This window comes from Streptomyces nogalater (assembly GCF_039532885.1).
Classification (GTDB): domain Bacteria; phylum Actinomycetota; class Actinomycetes; order Streptomycetales; family Streptomycetaceae; genus Streptomyces; species Streptomyces nogalater.
In genome coordinates this window covers 110,476-130,893 of the sequence record NZ_BAAASM010000004.1, presented here as the reverse complement: position 1 = coordinate 130,893, position 20,418 = coordinate 110,476, and the positions used below count along the sequence as shown (strand labels likewise).

Annotated in this window: 6 protein-coding genes (1 of these 6 only partly in view); all 6 read right to left on the bottom strand. The window is 74.7% G+C overall.

Annotated features, from left to right (window positions below; translation table 11 throughout):
• Tightly spaced (at most 12 nt apart), the 6 genes in view from ABD350_RS05335 to ABD350_RS05310 form a layout consistent with a single transcriptional unit that may run on beyond the window.
• Complete coding sequence (locus tag ABD350_RS05335; protein ID WP_344346570.1) at window positions 1-1,269, bottom strand: beta-ketoacyl synthase N-terminal-like domain-containing protein; 1,269 nt, start codon at window positions 1,267-1,269, stop codon at window positions 1-3.
• The gene (locus ABD350_RS05330) at window positions 1,266-1,508 is read right to left on the bottom strand and encodes a phosphopantetheine-binding protein (RefSeq protein ID WP_344346569.1); all 243 of its coding nucleotides are present in this window, start codon (window positions 1,506-1,508) and stop codon (window positions 1,266-1,268) included. Before ABD350_RS05330 ends, ABD350_RS05335 begins: the two co-directional genes overlap by 4 nt.
• Window positions 1,509-1,520: 12 nt before the next feature.
• Window positions 1,521-2,759, bottom strand: a complete 1,239-nt coding sequence (locus ABD350_RS05325) for a hydroxymethylglutaryl-CoA synthase family protein (protein ID WP_344346568.1) — start codon at window positions 2,757-2,759, stop codon at window positions 1,521-1,523.
• On the bottom strand, window positions 2,756-3,019 hold the full coding sequence (locus ABD350_RS05320) for an acyl carrier protein (protein WP_344346567.1): 264 nt from the start codon (window positions 3,017-3,019) through the stop codon (window positions 2,756-2,758). Before ABD350_RS05320 ends, ABD350_RS05325 begins: the two co-directional genes overlap by 4 nt.
• Window positions 3,003-3,992, bottom strand: a complete 990-nt coding sequence (locus tag ABD350_RS05315; RefSeq protein ID WP_344346566.1) for an LnmK family bifunctional acyltransferase/decarboxylase — start codon at window positions 3,990-3,992, stop codon at window positions 3,003-3,005. The genes ABD350_RS05320 and ABD350_RS05315 overlap by 17 nt, the downstream gene beginning before the upstream one ends.
• Window positions 3,992-20,418, bottom strand: the 3' portion of a protein-coding gene (locus ABD350_RS05310; protein ID WP_344346565.1) for an SDR family NAD(P)-dependent oxidoreductase. The gene runs 5,725 nt beyond the window's last position; 16,427 of the gene's 22,152 nt are visible here — the last part of the coding sequence; its start codon lies off the right edge, out of view; it ends in the stop codon at window positions 3,992-3,994. Before ABD350_RS05310 ends, ABD350_RS05315 begins: the two co-directional genes overlap by 1 nt.

The window sequence follows — 20,418 nt, the reverse complement described above, 5'->3', positions numbered from 1 at the left end:
TCATACCCCCTCGTTGGCGAAGATTACGGCGGAATGGAAGCCGGCGAAGCCGAAGCTGTTGGACAGCGCGAACTCGGCGGCCAGCGGTACCTCGGCGGTGCCGGTGAACCGCAGCCGGGGCTCGACCGGGTCGGCGAGCCACGGGTTGGGGTGCGCGAAGCCGCCGGCCAGCTGGGCGACGGTGGCGACCGCCTCGACCACCCCGGCCGCGCTCAGGCAGTGCCCGGTCAGCGCCTTGGTGGCGTTCACCAGCGCGGGGGCGTCCGGGCCGAGCACCCGCAGCAGGGCGGCGGCCTCGGTGCGGTCGCCGAGCGGGGAGGCGGTACCGTGCGTGTTGACGTAGCCGAGCTGCCCGGGGGCGATCCCGGCCCGCTCCAGGGCGGTCCGCATCACCGCGGCCTCCGCCTGCTCGCTGGGGTCGGCGAGGCTGGTACCGCTCAGCCGCAGCGCGTGCCCCGCCAGCCGGGCCAGCACCCCCGCGCCCCGGCGGCGGGCGCTCGCGGCGGTCTCCAGGACCACGGCGGCGCCGCCGATACCGTCGGTGAAGCCTCGGTGCGCCCGGTCGAACGGGCGGCAGGGCGGTTCGCGGTCGGTGTCGGCGCCGGTGGCGGCCGGTGTCATCGCGCCCAGCGCGCGGTAGGCCTGGCGCTCCAGCGGGGCGAGTTCGGTGGGCGCGCCGACCACCAGGCAGGCGTCCACCGCTCCCGCGTCGAGCAGCCGGGCGGCGGTGATCAGCGCGACGTTGCCGCTGGCGGACGCGCCGCCCACGGTGCAGCCCTCGCCCTCGATGCCGAGGACCTCGCTGACCACGCCGACCTGGTCGGTGTCCTGCATGTGCAGCGCGTACCGGCCGGGGACGGCGGCGAGGCGGTCGCGGTAGCGGTCGGCGGCGCGGTGCGCACCCGCACCGGTGAGGTTGTTGCCGGCCACCACCAGGCCCAGCCGCTCGGGCGGCAGGGCGCCTTCGGCGAGCCCGGCGTGCGCCCAGGCCTCGGCGGCGGTCAGCACGGAGACCTGCACGCCGAGCGGGGACCTGGCCGCCGTCCGGGCCGCTTTCGCCGGCACCCACCCGCCGCGGGACCGGCGCTTGGCCAGCAGGGCCGGGTAGTCGAAGGGCGGCAGCGGCGCGCCGGGCGAGTCGGCGTCCCGGGCGGCGGCGGGCAGCAGGGCGCCGCGGCCGGCCCGCAGCGCGTCGGTGAAGGCCGCCAGGTCCGCGCCGGCCGCGCAGTGCACGCCGAGGCCGGTGACCACGACGCCGCCGGGGGTCACGCGGAGTGCCGGGCGAGCAGGGCGACCAGCGAGCGGATGTCCCGGGTCTGCTGGAACTCCATCACGGGCACGCTGATGCCCATGTCCTCCATGGTGAGGGTCACCACCTCGGCGCGGTCGATGCTGTTGCAGCCCAGGTCGGCGAGGCTGTTGTCGAGGGTGACGGTGGAGGTGTCCAGGTCGTACACCACGACGCCGAGGTTGCGCCGGATCGCCTCGAATATCTCAGTGTCGTCCATCTCGCGGTTCTCCTAGACCCACTCGTAGGTGCGGTGGTAGCCCTCGGTGCCGCGGTACGCCAGCAGCGGCTCCCGGCCGGGACGGGCGTCGAGGAAGCGCCGGTAGCGCTCGACCTCGATCTTGCGGTCCGCGACCGGGACCAGACAGCGGCTGTTCTCGGCGAGCAGCTCGGTGTACTCGGCGAAGTCCAGCGGCACCCGGGCGTTCAGCCGGCCGGCGATGTCCATAACGGCGAGCGCGGCGCGGGAACCCTCGTCGATGACTCCGCTGAAGAACTCGGAGGCGCAGCCCGAGCCGTACGAGAACAGGCCGACCCGGGCGGTGCCCTGGTAGGGGGCGTTGTCGATGAGGCTGGCCAGGGCCAGGTAGACGGAGCCGGAGCAGAGGTTGCCGACCCGGCTGGGGTAGACCAGCGAGGGCGACACCCGGGCGGCGAAGTCCGCCTCGATGGCGTCCGGGGCGGCCCGGGCCTGTTCCCGCATCAGTTTGCGGTGCCCGGCCTTGACCAGGCCCGCGAAGGGGGTGTGCAGGGCGAGTTGGTCGAAGGTGGTGCCCAGGTCGACGTCGGCGACCTTGCCGCAGTAGTCGGCGAAGCTGTTGGACAGGCAGTCCAGGTAGGTGAACAGGGAGCCGTCGACGTCGGCGATGTCGTAGTCCGGCATCGGCCGGGCCGAGTCCATGGTCTCGTAGCTGTGCGCGCCGAACGCGCCGAGGTCGAGGGCGAGGACCCGTGGATCGTCGCCGAGCAGCATGGCGGCGGCGCCGGTGCCGGTGGCGGGTTCGGCGTAGCCGGCCCGGGCGTCGACCATCGACACGTCGGTGGCGATCACCAGCGCCTTGGCTCCCGGGGAGACACCCGAGGCCAGGTAGCCGGCGGCGATCTGCAGGGCGCCGGTGGCGGCGTAGCAGGCCTGCTTGACCTCCATCACCCGGCACGTGCGGCTGAGACCCAGGTACTCGTGGACGTAGGAGGCGATGGACTTGCTGTAGTCGACGCCGGACTCGCTGGAGGTGAGGATCAGTTCGATCCGCTCCTTGTCCTGCGGGGCGAGCCGGCCGACGATCGGGGCCGCCGCGTTGACGGCGTTGGTGATCGGGTCCTCGCAGGGCAGGGCGATGGAGCGGGCGGACATCATCAGGTGGCCGATCCGCTCCGGGTCCAGGCCCCGGCCCTCGAACAGTTCGGCGGTGGTCAGCTGGGCGAGGCCGGCGTGGACGTTCAGCGCCTCGATGCCGATCCGTGCGGTCATCGCTGTTTCACCTCCACCAGGAAGTCGATCAGGGCGTCGATGTCGGGCACGGTGCTGAAGCGGGCCATCGGCTCGCGTACTCCGAGCGCGTCGATCAGCGCCATGATGATCTCCACCCGGTCCACCGAGTCCGCGCCGAGGTCCTTGAGGTGCTTGTCGCCGGTGATCTGCTCGGCCGGGACCTGCGGCAGGATGGCGGTGACGGTCTCGTGCACCAGGCGGGCCACTCCGGCGCGGTCGGTGTCACTGCGCTGCGGCATTCGAGCCCTCCAGTCGTACGTGCAGGGTGCAGACCGCCAGGCGGCGGTCGCTCGCGGCGTCCTCGACCACCGCGTTCCAGCGTTCCTCGGCCGGGTCGTCCCGGCGCCGCCAGGAGCGCAGCCGGATCCGCAGCACCGAGTCGGCGTCGGCGTTGCCGAGGTAGCAGAGCTGGTGATCCAGCACCGTTCGGTCGAGGAATCTACGGCCGGTGCGGCCCTGGTTCCGCCACATTTTGAGCATGGCGCCGTCGATGATGGAGAAGTACGAGGCGAAGTACAGCAGTCCGACCCCGTTGATGTCCCGGGTGATGTCGATCGGGTACTCCACCTCGTCCGCGGCCACCAGTTCCTCCCACTCCGGGTCCGCCGGGTCGTGGAAGGTCCCGTGGGCCCGGGCCGCCCCGTACGCGGCCCGCGGCGAGTGGGCGGCGGGCAGCCGCGGCAGGTGGGCGTGCCGGAAGTCGGCCGGCGCGGAGCTGATCAGACCCTCGTTGCTGCCGGCGTGGCTGCGCGTCACCCAGCGGTTGAAGTTCTGCACGTACAGGCAGTCGGGCTGCCGGGCGGCGAAGAACTCGTCCGGTTCCAGGCCCTGTCCGGGCTCCGGTTCGGCCCCCGGCGGCACCCGGCGGATCCGGTGCAGGGTCAGCACCGACTCGCTGCCGAAGCCGAAGACCCGCGAGGTGGTCTCGATCCGGTCGCCGAAGGTCAGCCCGCCCGGGTGCAGCCGCCCGCCGGAGCGGACCCGGAAGTAGTAGAAGGAGAGGTAGGTGGGCCGGCCCCGGTCGTCGACCGCGTTGAACGCGTCGGTGCCGCAGACCTCGCTGACGGTCTCCCAGGTCCAGTCGCCGACCTGGCCGACGAAGAGCGAGTTGTGCCCGCACATCCCGGGTTTGACGGTGACCAGCCGGCCGACCGAGCCGTCGGGGGCGCGCCATACCTCGGGCCGCAGCAGCGCGTTGTCGGTTCCGGGCATCACTGCTGCCCTCCATCGTGGTCGGCGTCCCGCTCGGGGCCGCGCTCGGCATCGTGCTCGGGATCGTGCTCGGAGAGGAACGCGGTGAGGACGGAGTTGAAGGCCTCCGGCTGGGTGAGCGCCGGGAAGTGACCGGCCTCGTCGATCTCCGCGTACCGGGAGTCGGCGATCGCGCCGTGCAGCAGGTGCGCGGTCTTCCGCGGGATCACCGAGTCGTAGCGGCCCTGGACGACCAGCGTCGGCACCGCGATCAGGGGCAGCCGGGACAGCATGTCCGGTTCGGTGGCGAACACGTCCAGATAGCGCAGTCCGGTCTGCGGGTCCATGCTCTCGGAGCGCAGCAGCACTCCCTCCAGCTGTCGGCGCCGCTGCTCGTCGGGGGTACCCGCGCCGTCGGCGGCGATCCTGTCGAAGTCCTCCCGCAGCACCACGTCCAGGCGGTTGACCTCGCCGACCCGGTTGGCGCACTTGTAGGAGCTGCAGATCAGGGTCAGCGAGGCCACCTCGTCCGGGTGCTCCAGCGCGTAGGTCTGCGCGGTCAGGCCGCCGAACGAGGCGCCCGCGAGGTGCACCGGCCCGGTCGCGCCGAGTTCGCGCAGCGCCGACCGGTGCACTTCGGCGAGGCCGCGCAGGGTCAGGTCGGCGGAGGCGTTGGTACGGCCGACGCCCGGCGCGTGCAGCACCACCACCCGGTAGCGGTCGGAGAGTTCGGCGAACTGGTGGCGGAACACACCCGCCCCGATGTTGAAGGGGTGGATGAACAGCAGCGTCGGCCCGCTGCCCGCCACGAAGGCCTCCACCTCGCCGCCCTGCGGGATGCGGACGATCCGGTGCTCCACCGGCGCGCCGAAGTCGGTCAGCACGCCCAGGTTGTCGTCCTGCGCGCGGACGCCCTCACGCAGCGCCGCCTTGATGTCCTCCGGCACCACCGCCGCGGTGTGGAACACCGCCTGCGCCGGGGGCGCGGCCGGGTCGACCGGGATCAGTTCGACCGGCGCCGGACCGGAACGGTGGAGCCGGGCCAGTCGCTTGCCGATCTCCCGGATGTCCGAGGTCTCGGTGCCGACCGGGACCGCCAGCCGGATCAGCGGTGCCGCGCCCGCGCCGGTGGCCAGGTGCGGGCCGCCCCGGACGCCGGTGTGCTCGAAGATCCAGTCCAGGCAGGAGGGCACCGGGTGCTCGAAGTCCTCGAACTGCTTCATCGCGGCGGTGTCCAGCAGCACACAGTGCCCGGCCGCCGGGCCGATCACGGGCAGGCCCGCCCGCGACAGCAGGCCCCACAGCATCTTCACCGCGGCCCGGCGCCGGCCCACCTGCGCGGCGACGCCGCCGGAGTCGGCGAGGGCCGCCGCGATCTGCCGCCGGCCCGCCAGGTTGACCTGGTGGCCGCGGGACGACACCTGCTCCCGCAGCCGCTCGACCAGGCCCGGGCGGGAGGTGGCGACCAGACCGCCGAAGTCGATGCCGAAGTCCTTCGACAGGCCCATCGTCACCGCGTCGGCGGTGGCCAGCAGGTCCGCCGTCACCTTCCATATGCCCCGGCCCTGCTGGCCCTCCTCGTGCTCCACCACGAACGCCGCGTTCTCCAGCGCCCGGGTGGCGTCCAGCACCAGCGGGACCCCGGCCGCCTCCGCGATCCGCCGTACCTCGCGCAGGTTGGCCAGCGAGATCGGGTAGCCGCCCTGGGCGTTGTCGCTGAGTTCGAGGCAGATCATCGACACCCCGCCCGGCCGCTCCGCGAGGATCCGTCGCAGGGCCGCCAGGTCGACGTCCCGGAACGGGCCGGTCCGGGTGACGGGCCGGCAGTCGGGCAGCGCGACCGGTTCGAAGCCGTTGTCGGCGAGGCTCATCAGCAGGGTCGGGAACAGCTCGTTGTGTACGACCGCCTGCCGGATCCCCGGCCACGAACGGCACAGCAACGCCTCCGCGGTCCGCCCCGACGCGGTCGGCACCACGCACTCGAAGTCCAGCCACGGCACTCGGGGCAGGCCTTCCGGCCCGAGCTCGACGCCCGCCGCCGCCTCGGCCAGCCGGGCCATCCGCTCGGTCACCGCCGGGGTGGCGAGTTCGGCCCACGAGTCGGTGATCAGGTCGAACTCCACCGCAGAGGTGGGCAGGGCGATCGGGTTGCGGCCGTACGCCGAGTCGCCGCCGGCCGGCTGCGGGGCGACGGCCCCGGAGGGCACCGGAGGCCGTGCGGCGGGGGCCGCGAGGGGCTCGGGCGCGACGGGAGTGGGCGTGGCGGGTGTGGCGGGCCGGGCCGGGGCTTCGGGCGCGGCCGGGATGTCGTCGAGGGCCTCCGGCGCGGTGGTGTCCAGGTCCGGGTTGGCGATCATCAGGATCACGTCGGCGACCGCGCTCCTCCGCTCGTCGTCCGGCTGGCACAGGTAGATCGTCGAGTTGGTCGGGCGGAACTTGTTCTTGAACTGGAAGTTGCCCTCGTCGAAGATGCCGACCGACCGCAGCTCGGCCAGGCCGTTCTCCACCTCGGGCGAGGAGTTCGGGGACCCGCCCGCCTTGACGCCGAAGCTCGCGCCGAAGCTGAAGATCTCGACGCCCTCGGCCGCCAGCTTCTCGATGATCCGGACGATCGCGAACTCCAGGCCGCCGAGTGGTGCCTCCTTCGGGTAGAACTCCAGGTCGAGCAGCCAGCCGGACTCCGACGGGATCTTCGTCACGATGATCGCGCTGGCCAGCTCGCCGTCCACCCGGGTGAGGAACATCCGGTGCCGCTCGGCGAGCTGGCCCCGGCCGATCTCCTCGCCGACCACCGCCACGTACGGGTTGACCATCTGCTTGGTCTCGCCCCAGCGGCTCATCATCGCCACGATCTCCTGGTCCACCGCGGGATCGCTGCCCACCTGGTACTCCTCGGTGGTGCACACCCCCGCCGCGGCGAACCGGTTCACCATGTACCGCAGCCGGCGCATCCGGGAGCCCTCCATGGTGAAGGTGCTCAGATCGTCCAGCCGCTGCACGGCGCCGAACGGGGTGGCGCTGAATGGCCGGCCGGACACCGACTCGATGTGCTCCACCGAGAGGAAGTTGGGCTGCAGGCCGTGCCGGTCCGCGTAGGCGACGTACTGCTCGATCAGCTTCGGGAAGTACTCGCGCGAGCCGACGTAGCTCCACGCGAACAGCACCCCGCCCTTCCGGGAGAAGTTGAAGTATCCCTCCCGCTCGGCGCCGAGGAACATCAGCGGCGCGATGTCACGCCCCGCCAGGCCGCCCTCCTTCGCCCACCGCGCGTCGACCTCCGCGACCACCGCCGCCAGCTCCGGAAGCTGGGGCAGCCGCCGCTTGCGCAGGACGGTCCAGCCGCCGGCCGGCTGCTCCGGCCGCACCGCGGACTCCGCCGGGGCGGTGGGCTGCTCCGGGCCGGCCGCCGTCGACGCCAGCGCCTCGCGCAGGCCGCCGGCTGTCGCCGGGCCGTACTCGGCCAGCAGGTGCTCGGTCAGGGCGGACACCGTCGGGTGGTCGAACATCAGGGTCTTGCGCTGGGCACCGAAGCGCTTTTCCAGCGCGCTCACGGTGCGCAGCATGTCGAAGGACGTCAGGCCGTCGTCGGCGAACGCGACACCCGGGGTCAGGGTGCGGCCCGAGATCGTCGAGATCAGTTCGGCCAGCAGCTCCTGCGGACCGAGCGCGGAGTCGACGGGCGACGCGACGGCGGGAACGGGGTCGGGTGCCGGGGCCTGTGCCGGTGTCTGTACCGGTGCCTGTGTCTGTGCCGGGGCCGGCTGCGGGTCGGGGGCGGGCCCCTCCTCCATGGCGGCCAGCACGGCGGAGGTCAACTGCTCGACGTTGTCGTGGTCGTAGAGCTCGGACGCCTTGAGGTCCAGGCCGTAGCGGTCGTTGAGGCCGCGGACCAGCTCCATCCGGAAGATCGAGTCGAGGCCGAGGTCGACGAACGAACTCGTCATCAGGATCGTCGCCGGGTCCAGCCCCAGGATCTCCGCCAGCCTCGAGTGGATCAGCCCGGCGACCTCCTCCCGAACCGCCTCCGACATCTGGATGCCTACGGGGGTTGGGGCAGGGGGCGGGACGGGGGTGGGGGTGGGGGCTGAGGTGGAGACGGGGGCGGGAGATGGGGCGGGGGCCGGGGCCGGGACGGAGGCCGGGGTCGGGGACACGGGTGCGGGAGCGGATGCGGGCGCGGGAGCGGGAGCCGTGTTCGGGGTGGAAGTTGCTGTCGTGGACGTGGTCGCGCTCAGCTTGATCCTGCCGCCCGCGGTGCGGGCCGGGGTGGTGTCGGGTGCCGGGAGCGGGAGGGCGGTGCGGGCCGGAGAATCGACGGTCGCCGGGGTCGCCGCAGTCGCGGTGGTCACCAGACCCTCCGGGACAGGGGCGGCGGCCGCTGGGGCCACCGGGGCGGAGGTGGCGGCCACCTGGGGCACCGAAGTCGCGGCCGACGCCGGGACAGAGGCGGCGGCCGCCGGAGCCACCGGGGCGGAGGCAGCGGACATCGGAGGCACCGGAGTCGCGGCCGACGCCGGGACGGGGGTGGCGGTCACCGGGGCCACCGGGGCGGAGGTGGCGGTCACCAGGGGTGCCGGAGTCGCGGCCGGCGCCGGGACGGGAGTGGCGGTCACCGGGGCCACCGGGGCGGAGGCGGCGGTCACCAGGGGTGCCGGAGTCGCGGCCGACGCCGGGACGGGAGTGGTCGACGCCGGGGATGTCCGGGTGGGGGTGCGGGGGGTGAACCAGTGGCGTACGGGGTTGAGGGGGAAGCCGGGGAGCGGTAGGCGTCGCGGGTGGGGGGTGGGCCAGTGGGTCTCCCACGTGGTCCGGCCGGTGTCGAGCCACTCGCGGGCGGCCGGGGCGAGGGGCCCGTCGATCCGCTCGCCCCGGGCGACGGCTTCGAGCCGGGCCAGCAGCAGGTCCCGGTCGCCGGCCGTGAGGACCACGCGTTCGGCGTAGGCGTCGCGTCCGGTCTGCAGGGTCCAGGCGACCCGGGCGGGCTCGGCGTCGGGGTTGGCCGCCAGGTGCCGGGCGAGTGCCGCCGCGTAGTCGCGCAGGGCCGCCGTGGTCGGCGCGGACAGTGGGAACAGCTCGGCGGCGGGCGGGAGTCCGGTGGGTGCCGGGCTCTCGTCGCGGTACTCCTCCAGCACCACGTGGGCGTTGGAGCCGCCGAAGCCGAAGGAGCTGACGCCCGCCCGGCGGACGGTGCGGCCGGTGCCGTCGGCGACACCCTCCCAGGGCGCGGTGCGGTCGTTGACGTAGAAGGGACTGCCGTCCAGGCGCAGATACGGGTTGAGTTCGGTGAGATGCAGGGTGGCGGGCAGCTGACGGTGCTTCATGCCGAGCAGGGTCTTCAGCACGCCGGCGATGCCCGACGCGGCTTCCAGGTGGCCGATGTTGGTCTTCACCGCGCCGAGCGCGATGTGCGGCCGGCTCGCCGGCGGCAGGCCCGCTTCGGCGGACAGTTGGGCGAAGGCACGCTTCAGGCCCTCCGTCTCCACCGGGTCGCCGAGCGAGGTGCCGGTCCCGTGCGCCTCGATGTAGCTGACGGTGTCCGGTGACACCGCGGCCCGGTGGTACGCCTGGACCAGGACCTGGGCCTGGGCCTCGGGGTTGGGGGCGGTGAGCGAGGTGGAGCGGCCGCCGTGGTTGACGGCGGTGGCCCGGATCACGCCGTGGATGTGGTCGCCGTCGGCCTGTGCCCGGTCGAGGCGTTTGAGCACCACCGCGCCCGCGCCCTCGCCCCGCACATAGCCGTCGGCGGCGGCGTCGAAGGTCTTGCACCGGCCGTCGGGGCTGAGCATCCCGGACTTGGTGAACGCGGTGAACAGGCCGGGGCTGAGCGTCGCGTTGACACCACCGGCGATCGCGACGTCGCAGTCACCGTCCAGGATCGCGCGGGCCGCCCGGTGGATCGCCACCAGCGCGCTCGAACACGCGGTGTCCACCGCCTCGCTGGGGCCGCGCAGGTCGAGCAGCCGGGAGATCCGGTTGGCGAGCACCGCGTGCGACAGGCCGGTGGCGGTGTGCGCCTGGACCGCGACGCCGTTGGTGCGCATCAGGTCGTCGTAGTCGGTGGTGGAGACTCCCGCGAACAGGCCGGTGGCGCTGCCGGCGAGTGCGGACGGCCGGTAGCCCGCGTTCTCCACTGCCCGCCACACCACTTCGAGGAAGAGCCGCTGCTGCGGGTCCATCAGGCCCGCCTCCGTGGCGGAGATCCCGAAGAAGGCGGCGTCGAAGTCGGCGATGTTCTCCAGGAACCCGCCGCGCAGGTCCCGGGTCTCCGGGTCCTGCCGCAGGTCGGTGCGGTCGGCGGGGACGGGTCCGACGAGGTGGTCCCCGGCGGCGAGGTGCCGCCAGAACTCGTCCAGGTCGGCCGAGCCGGGCAGTCGGCCGGCGATGCCGACGACCGCGATGGGCGCCGGGCCGTACAACTGCTCCGGCCCCCGCCCAGGTTCCGGCCTCGATTCAGGTTCCGGCCTTGATTCAGGCTCCGGCTCCGGCTCCGGCTCCGGCTCGATGATGACGGTGGTGGTGGGTGCGGCCGGCCGGGGCGTCGCCACCACCGCGGGCGCGACCGGCTCCGGCGCCGGCCCGGGGACGGCAGCCGTCTTCCGGCCGGCCGTCCGGGATATCTCGTCCGCGTGGTGGGTCACCAGGTAGCGGGCGAAGTCGTCGAGGGTCGGGCACTCGAACAGGACGGTGGGCAGCAGGTCGAGGCCGTAGATCTCGTTGACGTCGACCGAGAGCTGGGTGAGCGTGATCGAGTCGAAGCCGGAGTCCAGGAGCTCCGCGTCCATGTCGACCTCGTGCTCGTCGACCAGCAGGAACCCGGCGGCGATCCGGCGCAGCTCGGCCCGCACGGCGAGGTCCGGGTCGACGGCCGTGGAGACGGGCGCCGGGGCCGGAGCGGACACCTGTGCGGGGGCGGACACCTGTGCGGGGGCGGCCGCGGCTTCGGGCGCCGTGGGGGCCCCGCCCTCTACGGCGACCAGCACCGGCTCCTCGCCGGCCAGGGCCTGGCAGAACACCCGTAGGCCGGTCTCGGTGGTCATCGGGAGCATGTTCCAGCGCTGGGCGTACAGCCGGAGGGTGGCGTCGTCGACCCGCATGCCGCCGTCCTTCCACAGCGGCCAGGCGATGGCGACGGTGCGGCCGTCGCGCAGACCTCGTGCGCGCAGGCGTTCACGGTTCTCGGCGAAGCCGTTCAGGTAGGCGTTGGCGTAGGCGTAGTCGACCTGGCCGAGGTTGCCGACCTCGCCGGCCAGCGAGGAGAAGACGGCGAAGAAGTCCAGCGGCCGCTCGCCGATCGCGTCGTCGAGGTGGGCGACGGCGAGCTTCGGCGCGAGCACGGCCTCCACCGTGGCGCGTTCCTTGCCGACGGCGCGGCCGTCGTGCACGACCCCGGCGGCGTGGATGACGCCGTGCAGTGCGCCGTAGAGGTCGATGGTCTCCTCGACCACCAGGCGGACCTGTTCGGCGTCGGTGACGTCGGCGCGCTCCCAGTGCACGGTGACGCCGTTGCCGGCGAGCCCGTCGAGGCGGTCGCGGGCGGCGCGGTCGGGCCCGCCGCGGGTGACCAGGACCAGGTTGAGGGGGCGGCCGTGGACGGCCATGAACTCGGCGATCCGGACGCCGAGGGCTCCGCTGCCGCCGGTGATCAGGTAGGTGCCGCCGGGGCGGAGCGCGAGGTCGGCGGCCTCGCCGCCGGTGGCCGGGGTGAACTCGGCGAGCCGGCGCAGCAGCCGGGTGCCGTCCCGGTAGCCGGCCTGGGCCACCGGGTCGTCGGCGGCGGGCGCGGTCAGCTCGGCGAGGACCCGTCCGGCGGTGTCCCCGTCCGGGCCGACCGCGAGACAGCTGCCGGTGAAGCCGCTGTGCTCCATGGCGAGGGTGCGCAGTGCGGCGGCGACGGCGGTGTGCTCGGGCGCGGCGTCCTGCGGCGCTCCGCGGTGGGCGTAGACGGCGCGCAGAGGGGTGCCCGCGGGGGCGGTCGCCAGCAGGGCGGCGCAGGACCACAGCAGGGGGAGGAATCCGGCGTCCGGGTCCGTCCCGTCGGTCCCGGCGGCGCCGGCGGCGACCACGACCGCGCTCGGCGGCTCGCCGGTCCCGGCGAGCCGGGCGGCGAGGCGCCGCAGGTCCTCGCGGTCACCGGTGGCCACGGTGTACCGGTTCTCGCCGGTGGCGGCGAAGGCGGCGCCGGGGCGGACCAGGATGGAGCGGGTGCCGCGACCGTCGAGTCGGCGGGCGAGTTCGGCGCCGAGTTCCTCGTCCATCGCGACGATCAGCACCGTCGGGGGGAGCGGGGCGGCGGTGGGGGCGAGCGGGGCGGGTTCCCAGACCGGGCGCAGGTAGCGGCAGACGGTGGCGGGTCCGGCCGGTGCGGCGGGTGCCGCCGGCACGGGGAGTGGCTCGGCGGTGTAGTCGGGCAGCCAGTGGCGGCTGCGCTCGAACGGGTAGGGCGGCAGCTGGACCCGGCGGGGGTGCGGCCCGGTCCAGCAGACCTGCCAGTCGACGGGCACGCCGGCCGTCCAGAGCCGGGCCAGCTTGGACAGTTGCCGTTTCGCCAGGATGGTGGCGACCAGCGCGGCGCCGTCCTCGTCGTCGAGCAGCGACCAGCCTCCGGAGTCCCCGCCGACGCTGCCCACGACCACTGCGTCGCTCTCCGTTCCCCGGACGAAGTCACGGAGCCGGTCGGCGAGTTGCGGGGTGTCCGTGGCCCGGACCGCGAGCCGTTCGGCCATCTCGCGCCGCCCGGTCTGGCTGGTGCGGGCCAGTGCGGCGAGCGGGAGCCCGGCGCCCTCGGGGGTGGCGAGCAGTTCGGCGACCCGCTCGGCGTAACGGACCAACTGGCCCCGGGTGCGCGCGGAGAGCAGGAAAAGCTGCTCACCGACCGGCTGTCGGGGCGTCGCGGGGGCGGTGCCGGGACGGTATTCCTCCAGCACCACGTGGGCGTTGGCGCCGCCCGCGCCGAAGGCGCTGACACCGGCCCGGCGCGGGGAGCCGTCGGCGGGCGCGGGCCAGGCGGCGGACTCGCGCGGCAGGTAGAACGGCGAACCGGCGAGGGTGATCTTCGGGTTGACGTTCTCCAGGTTGACGCACCGGGTGATCCGGCCGTGCCGGAGCTGGAGGAGCGCGCGGGTGAGTCCGGCGATCCCGGCCGCGCCTTCCAGGTGGCCGATGGCGGCCTTGACGGAGGAGACGGCGCAGCGGAACTCCTCGGGGGCCGCGCCCAGTTCCTCGAAGGCCCGGGTGAGGCTGGCGATCTCGATCGGGTCGCCGAGGGCGGTGCCGGTGCCGTGGGCCTCCAGGCTGCCGATGGTGCGCGGGTCGACGCCGGAGCGGCGCACCGCATCGGCGATCAGCGCGGCCTGCGCCCGCGGGTTGGGGACCGTGTAACCGCCGGTCTTGCCACCGGCGTTGACGCTGCTGCCCTTGATCACGGCGAGGATCTCGTCACCGTCGCGTTCGGCGGCGGCGAGCGGCTTGAGCAGCACCGCGCCGACGCCTTCTCCGGGTACGAAACCGTCGGCGCGTTCGTCGAAGACCTTGCAGGCGCCGTCCCCTGCCAGCATGTTGAGCGCGGACAGCGAGACGTGGTGCGCGGGGTGCAGGATCAGGTTGACGCCGCCCGCGACGGCCATCCGGCACTCGCCGCGGCGCAGGCTCTCGACGGCGAGGTGGACGGCCGTCAGCGAGGAGGAGCAGGCGGAGTCGACGGCGAAGCTGGGGCCCTGGAAGTCGAAGTGGTAGGAGACCCGGTTGGCCACCGACCAGTACGCGGAGTGCGCGCCGGAGAGCTTGCCGTGTGCCCAGCCGGTGGCGGCGAGCCGTCCGTAGGAGCCGTACATGACACCCGCGAACACCCCGGTCATCGTCTCATGGGTGGAGCTGCCGAGGTAGCCGGCCCGGTCGAGCAGGTCCCAGCAGGTCTCCAGGAACAGCCGTTCCTGCGGGTCGATGTCGGCGGCGTCGCGCGGCAGGATGTTGAAGAAGGCGGGGTCGAACTTGTCGATGTCGTCGAGGAATCCACCCCACCGGCTGTAGCTGCGGTCGTTGCGGCCGCGCCGGGCGTCGAAGGTGGGCCGCCAGTCCCAGCGGTCGGCGGGGACCTCGGTGATGGCGTCGCGGCCGTCCTCCAGGTTGCGCCAGAAGGTCTCCACGTCCGGCGCGCCCGGGTAGCGTCCGCTGACCGCGATCACGGCGACGTCGGCGGCCTCGCCGTGCGCCGCGGGGCGGGACGGGGCCGGCTCCGCGACCGGCACGGGAGCCGTCGCCGGCACGGGCGTCGTCGTCCGCGCGACCGGGGCGGCCTGCGCGGCCTGCGCGGCCTGCGCGGCCTGGGCAGGGTGTACGACAGGGGCAGGGTGTGCGTCCGGTGCAGGGTGTACGACCGGGGCGGCCGGTACCGGTGGTGCGGCCTCGGCGGGCGCCGCGGCGGGGCAGAGCAGCGCGGTCAGCGGTTCGGCGCGGTCGGTGCACAGGTGGTCGGCGAGCTGCTGGATGGTCGGCTGCTCGAAGAGCAGGGTGGCGGGCAGCGCTCCGAGGTCCTGCTCCATCCGGTAGACGATGTTCTGGCCGACCAGCGAATCGACCCCGTACGTCTCGAAGGTCGCGTGGTCGTCCAGTTCGGCGGCCCGGAACTTCAGCACCTCGGCGAAGATCTGCCGCACGTAGCCGCGGACCTGGGCCGCGGTCGGCGCCGATGTCGGCTCGGCTGTCACGTTCAACTCCCGTTCGCTCGTCACCAGGCACTGCTCGCATTCGTCCTCGGGGGTGCCGGGGATGCCGCGCACCCCCGTCACCCGGAATCCCGCCTCGGCGAGGCCGGTACGCCACTGGGCGGGGCCGAGCAGCGCCGAGTCCGGGAGACGGCGCTGCGGGTCCTCGAAACGCCACCAGCCCTCGGTGAGACCGAAGGTGAGGGTGACGAACTCGGAGGAGCCGGTCACCTCGTTCACGGCGAGCACGCCGCCGGGCCGCAACAGGGTGCGGACGTGGGCCAGGGTGCGGCCGAGGTCCCTGGTGGCGTGCAGCACATTGGTGGCCAGCACGATGTCCGCGCAGCCCGGCTCGAAACCCTGGGCGGCGGGGTCGCGCTCGATGTCCAGCAGTTCGTAACGCATGCCGGGTGCGCGGTGGTTGGCCTCGCCGTGGCGCAGGAAGGCCGGCGAGATGTCGGTGTAGCGGTATGCGGTCGGCACGCCGGCCTCGGCGCAGGCGGCCAGCACGTGGCGGGTGGCGGAGCCGGTGCCGGCTCCGATCTCGACGATCCGCAGCGGCCGCTCGCCGCCGGTGAGCCGCTGCGCGGAGCCGACCACCTCGGCGGCCATCAGCCGGTGGAAGTACTCGGCGCCCGGCCCGTCGGCGTAGACCGGTTCGACAAGGGCGGGCGATCCCTTGGGGAACAGCACCTCGGTGGCGGCGACCCGGCCGGACAGGATGCCGGGGACACCGGCGACGCAGGCCTGGAGCAGCGTCAGGTGCGGCACCATCGCGGGGTGGGCGGCGGCGAACTCGGCGGCCGGCAGCCGCGCCGGGTCGAGCAGGGCACGCCGGAAGGTCAGCGTGCCGTCGCCGTCCAGGGTGGCCGCGCCGGCCCGTTCCAGCACCCGCAGCACCGCGCGCAGCACCAAGCGGTTGCGGCCCCCTGCGCCGAGCCGGTCCGCGAACGCGTCGAACGTCGACGGCTCTTCCAGCGGCGGCAGTTCCGGCAGGGCGGCGAACACCGCACGGAGCAGGTCGGCGGCCACCACGTCCAGTGCGGCGAAGCCGGCCCGGGCGCGGGCCAGCGGGTCGTCGGTCTCGGCGCGCACGCCGAGCCGGGCCAGGCCCCGCGGGTCGGCCTTGACCACCACGGCCTGCGGCAGGCCGGCGGCGAGCACCCGGTCGAGCGCGGCGAGCCCTTCGACGGGTTCGATGGAGCCGACACCGAAGGCGGCCAGCCGCTGGCCGTAGCGCTCGTAGGCGACGGCCCCGACGCTGCCCCAGAAGCCCCAGTTGAGCACGTGCACGGGGTACGGGACCGTCGCGTCCAGCCACTGGGCGTAGGCGTCCTGGAAGGTGCTGGCCGCGGCGTACGCGGCCTGGCCCGCCGAGTCGGTGAAGGAGATCGCGGAGGAGAACACCACCAGCAGGTCGAGGGGGTCCTGGCGCAGCGCGTCGGCGAACGCGGCGGTGCCGGCCACCTTGGGCGCGAGTACCTCGTGGAGGGTCTGCTCGTCGGCGTGCAGCAGTGTCCGGTCCCGCAGGTCGAGGGCGGCGTGCACGGCTCCGTTCAGGGTGCCGAAGCGGGTCCGGGCGGCGGCCACCGCCCGGTCGAGCCGCGCCATGTCGGCGGCGTCGGCCCGCAAGTAGACTCCCTCGCCCCCGAGTTCGGTGATCTCCGCGAGCAGCGCGTCGATCGCCGGGTCCTGCTCGCGGCGGCCGATCAGCGCCAGCCGGGCCCGGTGGGTGCGGGCGAGGTGGCGGGCGAGGGTGCGGCCGAGGCCGCCCGCTCCGCCGAGGATCACGTACGCACCGCCCTCACGCCAGGGCGGTTCGCCGCCGGCCGGCCGGACGGCCGACAGGGTGCGCCGCAGGCGCTGCCCGTCGCGCAGCGCGATCAGCCGGTCGGCGGCGGGTTCCCGGGCGAGGAGCGCGGCCAGCCGCTCGGGGGCGGCCGGGGTGGTCCCGGCGTCCACGCAGCCGACCGTCCAGCGCGGGTACTCGGCGGCGGCGGTGGCGCACAGGCCGAGCAGCCCGGCCGCGTGCGGCCGCAGCGGTTCGCCGCCGGTCGCCGCGACCGCGCCGAACAGGACGGCGCGGACGGCGAGCGGGGTGTGCGCCGCGCCGAGGGCCAGCAGCCGCCGGACCAGCCGGAGCAGCGCCGGCACGCTCCGGTCCCGCTCCGGCCGGTGGGCGGGCGCCGGGTCGGTGAGGAAGTAGACGAGGGCGGGGACCTCGGTCACCGCGTCGATGTCGTCGTAGCCCACCGTGCGGACTCCGGAGCCCCGGTGATGGTCCGTCAGCGCGCGGGCGAGGTCACCGGCGGCCTCGGGGCGGCAGATCAGCACCGTGCCGCCGGCCGCGGTCTCCGCCGGGGCGGGCCCGGCGTCCTCCCAGGCCGGCCGGAAGATCCCCGGCCCCTCGGGCACCGCCGCGGCGGCGGCCGCCGGGCGGGGCGCCGCACGCAGCGAGACGCCGTCGAACCGGACGCACAGCACGCCAAAACCGTCGGTCAGCGACACGGTGAACCGGTCGCCGCCGGTGCGCCGGGCGTGCGAGTACCGGGCCAGTCCGGGTGAGCGCAGCACCGTCACCCGGTCCACGGCGAACGGCAGCAGCGCGCGCGGGCCGTCCGCGTCCAGCAGCGGGGCGAGCACCTGCAGCCCGGCGTCCAGCACCGCTGCCAGGTCCTGCCACCCGGCTGGTCCGTCGGCGGGTCGCAGCGTGCCCAGCGTCTCACCGTCGCCGACCCGCACGTGCTCAAGGCGGCGGAACGACGGCCCGTAGGCGAGGCCCGCGGCGTCGAACGCCCCGTACAGCGCGTCGGCGCTCCAGGCGCCTGGGCAGCGGTCGGCGGTCAGCGCCGGGTCGAGCGGCGGCTCGGCGGCGAACCCGGCCGCCTCCTCGGCGGTGAGCGCCGCGAACCCGGCGCGTACGTACGGGCCGTCCGCGCCCTCCGCCTCCAGCCTCAGCGACCGGCCCGCCGCCGACTCCTCCCCCGCCAGCCGCAGCCGGCGCGGCTCCGACAGCTCGCACGGCCGCAGCCAGCGCACCGCGGACAGCCGGTACGGCGGCCCGGCGAGGCCGGTGGCCAGCGCGAGCGCCGCCGTGCCGGGCAGCAGCGGACGGCCGGCCACCCGGTGGTCGGTGGCGATCGGGTCCTCGGGGCGCACCACCACGGTGCCGTCGGCCCCGCCGCCCGGGGCCTCGGGCCGGTCCGGCTCCCGGGCCGCCCGCGGCGTCGGAGCCGTGAGCGGGCTGTCGTCCGCCACGCCGGGCGGTACCACGTGGCCGGGGGCGGCCGGGCCGGTGACCCAGTAGTGCTCCTGCGCGAAGCGGTACGTCGGCACCGTCACCCGCCGGCCTCCGGCCGTGAGCGCCGCCCAGTCGGGAGTGCCCCCTCGGACGTACACGGCGGCCGCCCGCACCAGCGGGTCGTCCGAGCCGGCGGCCTCCTCCAGGCCCGTGGAGTCCGCGAGGTAGCAGCCGGGGCTCTCCTGGTTCGCGGCCAGCTTCCGGAGCTGTTCGCCGAGTTCCTCGCGCCCGCCGGTGAGCAGCGCGGCGCGGACCGGCAGGTGGGTGCGGCCCAGTGCGCGGGTGTAGGCGATGTCGGCGGGTGCCGGCGCGGGGTCGCGCTCCAATGCCTCCGCGAGGTCCGCGGCGACCCGGGCGAGCTCCCCGGGCGTACGGGCCGACAGCGGGACCAGGTGGCGGGCCGTCTCCGGCCGGCGCTCCGGCGCGGGGCGGGCGGGCGGTTCGGCGAGCACCACGTGGCAGTTGGTGCCGCTGAAGCCGAAGCTGCTGACCGTGCCGACCCGGACACCGTTGGCGCCGGGCTTCCACGGCGTGAGCTCGCGGACCACCCGCAGCCGGCCGCCCGACAGGTCGAGCTTGGGGTTGGCCTCGGTGAAGCCGGGCAGCGGGGGCAGGGCGCGGTGGCGCAGTGCCAGCACGACCTTGAGCAGTCCGGCGATGCCGGCGGCCGTGGTGGTGTGGCCGATGTTGGCCTTGACCGAGCCGAGCGCGGTGAAGCCCGGCCCGTCGGCGAGGTCCGGTCCGTCGGTGAGGCCCGGTCCGTCGGTGAACCCAGGTTCGTCGGTGTCGGCCAGCACCTGGTTGAGCGCCTTGACCTCGATCGGGTCGCCGAGGTGGGTGGCGGTGCCGTGCGCCTCGACGTACCCGATGTCACCGGCCCGCACGCCGGCCCGGCGGTGCACCGCGCGCAGCAGTTCGGCCTGCGAGGCGGCGCTCGGCGCGGTGATGCCGTTGGTGCGGCCGTCGCCGTTGACACCGCTCGCCTTGATCACCGCGTGGATCCGGTCGCCGTCGGCGAGCGCCGCCTTCAGGCTCTTCAGCACCACCGCGCCGACGCCCTCGCCGAGTACGATGCCGTCCGCGTCGGCGTCGAACGGGAGGGACCGGCCGGTCGGCGAGAGCATCCCGACCCGGCTGCTCCACACCTGCATCTGCGCCGTCGTCATGACCGCCACGCCGCCCGCGACCGCCAGCTCGCAGTCACCGCCGCGGATCGCCTCGCAGGCCAGGTGTACGGCCGTCAGCGAGGAGGAGCACGCGGTGTCGACCGTCATCGTCGGGCCGCTCAGGTCGAGCAGGTACGCGACCCGGGCCGCCAGGATCGCCATGTTGTTGCCGAGGAACGCCTGCCCGGTGTCCGCCTGGCCGGCCGCCCGCAGCAGGTGGTAGTAGTCGCCGCCGCTGGCCCCCACGTACACGCCGCACCGGCGCCGCTCCCCTGGGGCCGCGTAGCCGGCGTCTTCCAGTGCCGTCCACGCCTGCTGCAGGAACTGGCGCTGCTGCGGGTCCATCGCCTCCGCCTCCATCGGAGACAGCTGGAAGAACCGCGGGTCGAAGCCGCCGAGGTCCGGCAGCAGGGCCGCCCACCTGCTGTACGAGCGGTCCGGGACGCGCCGGTCCGGGTCGAACCAGCCGGTGCCCCAACGGGCCTGTGGCACCTCGGAGATGCTGCTCCGGCCGGCGGCCAGGTTCGCCCAGAACGCGTCGAGGTCCTCGGCGTCCGGGAAGCGGCCGGCCACACCGATGATCGCGATGCCGTCGGTGCCGTCGGGACCATCGGTGCCAACGCCGGCGTCGGTGCCGTCCGCCGGTGGCCGCGACGGCTGCGGCGCCTCGGCCCGGGGCGTGAGCGGGGCGAGCCGCACCGGCTGGGCGGGCCGGACCGGTTGAACGGGCTCGACCACCTGGACGGGCTGCTGGACGGGAGTGCCACGCAGCGGCCGGAGGCTCGCCTGTCCGGGGGCGGCAGGGGTGGGGGCGGCGACGGGGGCGGGGGCGGCCACGGCCGGCGGCGTGAGCCGTACCGGCGGCCCGGCGGGTGGTTCGGGCGCGGGCGTCGGCTCCGGCGCGGGCGCGAGAGCGGGCACCGGAGCGGGAGCCGGAGCAGGAACATGCGCCGGAGCGGGAGCGGGCGCGGGAGTCCGGGCAAGGGCCGATCGGTGCAGGGCGTGGGCCTGCTCGGCGGTCTCCAGGACGTGCGCCGTCAGCCGGGCCACCGTGGGGTGGTCGTAGACGGCGACCGAGTCGACGTCCAGGCCGAAGCGCTGGTTGAGGCTGCGGACGATCTCCACCGCGCCGATCGAGTCCACGCCCAGCTCGTTGAAGCTGAGCTGCCGGTCGATCTCCTCCTCGGTGGCGTACACGATGCCGCAGAGGGTGGCGACCACCAGCCGCTCCACCTCGGCCGGGTCGGGCAGCCGGGCCTCGGGAACGTCGACCGGCCGCG